Origin of the sequence: Pedobacter sp. (assembly GCF_045628745.1) — a bacterium.
In the GTDB taxonomy this organism is placed as follows: Bacteria; Bacteroidota; Bacteroidia; order Sphingobacteriales; family Sphingobacteriaceae; genus Pedobacter.
This window is the reverse complement of sequence record NZ_JAZQPU010000260.1, coordinates 1-2,941: the sequence shown is the minus strand read 5'-3', so window position 1 is coordinate 2,941 and position 2,941 is coordinate 1. Positions and strand designations below refer to the sequence as shown.

Below are 2,941 nucleotides of genomic sequence, written 5' to 3'. Positions count from 1 at the left end.
GCGGGGAAATTACAATTGGTTTTCTTTTTTCTCCAGTATTCGCACGCGGTATAAAAGGGTATAAATCCAATAACCGATTAAGATCCAACCCAGGCAGGCAGGGTAAAATACCATCCTCATTTTGCTGTCCAGATCGTAAGAATTGAAACCAGGGTTACCTCCATTTCCAGGGTGCAGAGAGTCTGAAAGTCGTGGTAAAACAAACAGTAGCACTACCATCATGGGGAAGGCAAATATGTTGTAAATAGCAGATATTTTTGCTCTTTTTTGCTCTTCGTCAATTGCATTGCGCAAAATAAGGTAAGCAAAATACAATAACAGGGCAATGGCAGCAAAATTTTGCTTCACATCAAAGCTCCATGCCTGTCCCCAGGTAAATTTAGCCCAGATAGCGCCTGTAATGATGCCTAATATGCCAAAAACAATACCGGCATTGATGCTTTCTACTGCTTTTAAATCGTTAGCAGGGTTTCCTGAACTCAGGTATTTGATGCTGTGGAAGACAGAAACGCTAAAAAGCACAATCATACTGAACCACATGGGTACGTGAAAATACAGGTTTCTGATACTTTCATGTAAAATTGGCAATGCTGGCACATTGCCTAAGAAGCCATAAACGGTGGTATAAATAACTAATACTGCACCTAAAATTTTCCACCAGGATTTATACATTTATATAGATTTTAATCCCTCCAAAGGTAATCATCTGTTTGAATATTTTTAGGCTAGCGCTATAAATGTCGTTAATGTGCTGTCAGCTTACCGTCAGATTAGCCTACATGGTTGTGGAGCATGTTATCTTGCTTGGTTGGGTTGATGACCACCGCTTTGTAATTCTTCGAGCCGAGGTGACTGTAACTGATCACTACCCTTTCGCGTGGATGGTCAATTTCAGGCAGCATTTCTAATAAGGCATATAACTTTTTGAATTCTGTGGGGATGTCAAGTTCATCGGGGAGAATCAATTGAATTTCATCTCTGAACTCAAAGTGCTTCACTCCTTTCCATCCTGTATCTGCCAGGTGTTCCCGCAGATTTTGATAAAGTTGTTCTTTATACTCGTGCATAACCTTAAAATTTCACCATCAAACTTACTAATTAAATTAGTAAAATATCAAAATATTTTTAATCTCTCCACAAATAGGGGAAAAGCAATAAAGACACTGCCCCTACTAATACATTAATGACTAGCAATAAGCCTATTTCATCCAGGCTTACACTTCTGTCTAAGCCATCTATGGCATTTTTGGTGAGCTTAATTAAGACCACTAATACAGGGATGATAACCGGGAAACTTAAAATAGCCATTAGCATACCGCCGTTACCTGCTTTTGAAGCAATAGCAGAAACCATAGTGAAGATGGAGGAAAAGCTTAGGCTGCCTAATAGGGCTGCAACAATATACAAACCAAGATCTTGCGGTACATAATCAAAAACAAGCATGTAAAAACACAAAGCGATCATGGTGAGTACCATCATGAGCAACATGTTATAAATGGTTTTGGAGATGATGAGCGCAATAGGACTGGCAATGGTGTAAATATACAACTGCCGGCCCCTGCTTTCCTGCAAGAAACTTTTAGCAACTGCATTAATGGAAGCAAACAGCATGATGATCCAGAAGAGTGCATTCCAGGTGATAGGCACAACACTAACCAGGGATAGAAAACACACAAAAATGGTGGATACTACATAAAGCAGCACCCCATTGAGTGCATACTTGGAACGCCATTCTAAGAGAATTTCTTTCTTAATGAGGTATTTTACTTCTTTAAGTAACAGCATTCGCTGGCCTCCTTACCGTTACCAGTAATAATGCACCTGCCACAATTACAAACCAGCCCCATTTATATTTAACCATACTTGCAGCAAAGTTGATCGCTTTCTTAAAATGAATGAAGTTAAACGTATCATGGACTTTAAAATAAATACCCGCTAAAGAAATCAGCACCAATACGATGGTAGCCCAGCCTGCAAATTTCAGCAATCCTGCTTTTTGAGTGAAAGCACCGATAAGACCGGCAAGGACCAGTACATAAAATACTATGGCCAACCTGATGTCTACATCAAAATAATTCCAGTTGCCTAAAATGGGTACGTGTAGCAGCGGACATAGTCCGCCGGCTGCCATAATTACACTACCTATAATACCTTGAGGTTTCATTTGCCTAGTTTTGCTTGATGCCCATTTTATCAGCGAAATGTGCGCAATAATCACGCAGATCTTCTACAATAAGGGTTTCGCCAGTTGCTTTAAGGAAGCTATCGCCCATAGTTTGTAAAGTTTCATAAAAGAACCTTTTCATTTCATCAACAGGCATATCTTTAGTCCACAAGTCAATTCTTAAAGAATTTTTATAATTATGATCCCATAGGGCAAGCATCATTGATTTAACGGCTACCTGTTCCTGGGTTGCCGAATCTGTAGATTCCCAAACCATTGTTTCAGGAACATTGTTGTCATCAAGTTCTACTGTGATTTTTATTTCAGCTTTCTTCATTTTAATTAAAATAGTACAATTTTTATAATAAGCAGGAGCACAATGGTAAATACCAAAAAGGCACCTTCAACAATCCATAAGTTCTTTAAAGATGGTATCATTTTTCTGAAAATCAGGTCAGAAATAAAAGATACCAAAGTTCCTAAAAGGCTAAGTCCAAAAAACAACACGTTCAACCCATGGTACATTTTGTTACCAAAACCTTTATACACAAAATAGATGCTGGCTATTAAAGCCATTGCTGTAATGATGTTTAAAGGTGTTAAGCGGAGCTTTGAGGCGCCTACTTTTTGAACTTTTTCTTTTTCCATGGGGCGCTATCGGCTTTCTTAACTTTCGGAGCAAAGGTTTTCTTCTTCTCATGAAAAGCACCCATAAAAGTAGGGTCATCTTTTCTTTTCTGAAGGTCAATTTCCCTGGCTATAGCCTGACGCTCCTCG

6 protein-coding genes and 1 pseudogene are annotated in these 2,941 nt (G+C 39.0%); all 7 read right to left on the bottom strand.

Annotation, left to right across the window (positions count from 1 at the left end):
• Nucleotides 1–9 precede the first annotated feature (9 nt).
• Nucleotides 10–672, bottom strand: coding sequence for a cytochrome c biogenesis protein CcsA (gene ccsA, locus ACR2F7_RS09885; protein WP_432713406.1), 663 nt, complete (start codon nt 670–672; stop codon nt 10–12).
• Nucleotides 673–770: 98 nt separating this feature from the next.
• Nucleotides 771–1,067, bottom strand: a complete 297-nt coding sequence (locus tag ACR2F7_RS09880; protein ID WP_432713405.1) for a hypothetical protein — start codon at nt 1,065–1,067, stop codon at nt 771–773.
• 58 nt (nt 1,068–1,125) lie between these two features.
• The gene (locus tag ACR2F7_RS09875) at nt 1,126–1,785 is read right to left on the bottom strand and encodes a heme exporter protein CcmB (RefSeq protein ID WP_432713404.1); all 660 of its coding nucleotides are present in this window, start codon (nt 1,783–1,785) and stop codon (nt 1,126–1,128) included.
• On the bottom strand, nt 1,772–2,164 hold the full coding sequence (locus ACR2F7_RS09870) for a hypothetical protein (protein ID WP_432713403.1): 393 nt from the start codon (nt 2,162–2,164) through the stop codon (nt 1,772–1,774). Before ACR2F7_RS09870 ends, ACR2F7_RS09875 begins: the two co-directional genes overlap by 14 nt.
• A 4-nt stretch (nt 2,165–2,168) precedes the next feature.
• Nucleotides 2,169–2,501, bottom strand: coding sequence for a gliding motility protein GldC (gldC, locus tag ACR2F7_RS09865; RefSeq protein WP_432713402.1), 333 nt, complete (start codon nt 2,499–2,501; stop codon nt 2,169–2,171).
• 5 nt (nt 2,502–2,506) lie between these two features.
• Complete coding sequence (locus ACR2F7_RS09860; protein WP_432713401.1) at nt 2,507–2,812, bottom strand: hypothetical protein; 306 nt, start codon at nt 2,810–2,812, stop codon at nt 2,507–2,509.
• Nucleotides 2,785–2,941: pseudogene (locus tag ACR2F7_RS09855) on the bottom strand (DEAD/DEAH box helicase); the annotation flags it as partial. The gene ACR2F7_RS09860 and the pseudogene ACR2F7_RS09855, both read right to left, overlap by 28 nt.

Coding starts and splice junctions, on each gene's coding strand:
- ccsA (WP_432713406.1), bottom strand. CDS start 672: ATGTATAAATCCTGGTGGAAAATTTTAGGTGCAGTATTAGTTATTTAT.
- ACR2F7_RS09880 (WP_432713405.1), bottom strand. CDS start 1,067: ATGCACGAGTATAAAGAACAACTTTATCAAAATCTGCGGGAACACCTG.
- ACR2F7_RS09875 (WP_432713404.1), bottom strand. CDS start 1,785: ATGCTGTTACTTAAAGAAGTAAAATACCTCATTAAGAAAGAAATTCTC.
- ACR2F7_RS09870 (WP_432713403.1), bottom strand. CDS start 2,164: ATGAAACCTCAAGGTATTATAGGTAGTGTAATTATGGCAGCCGGCGGA.
- gldC (WP_432713402.1), bottom strand. CDS start 2,501: ATGAAGAAAGCTGAAATAAAAATCACAGTAGAACTTGATGACAACAAT.
- ACR2F7_RS09860 (WP_432713401.1), bottom strand. CDS start 2,812: ATGGAAAAAGAAAAAGTTCAAAAAGTAGGCGCCTCAAAGCTCCGCTTA.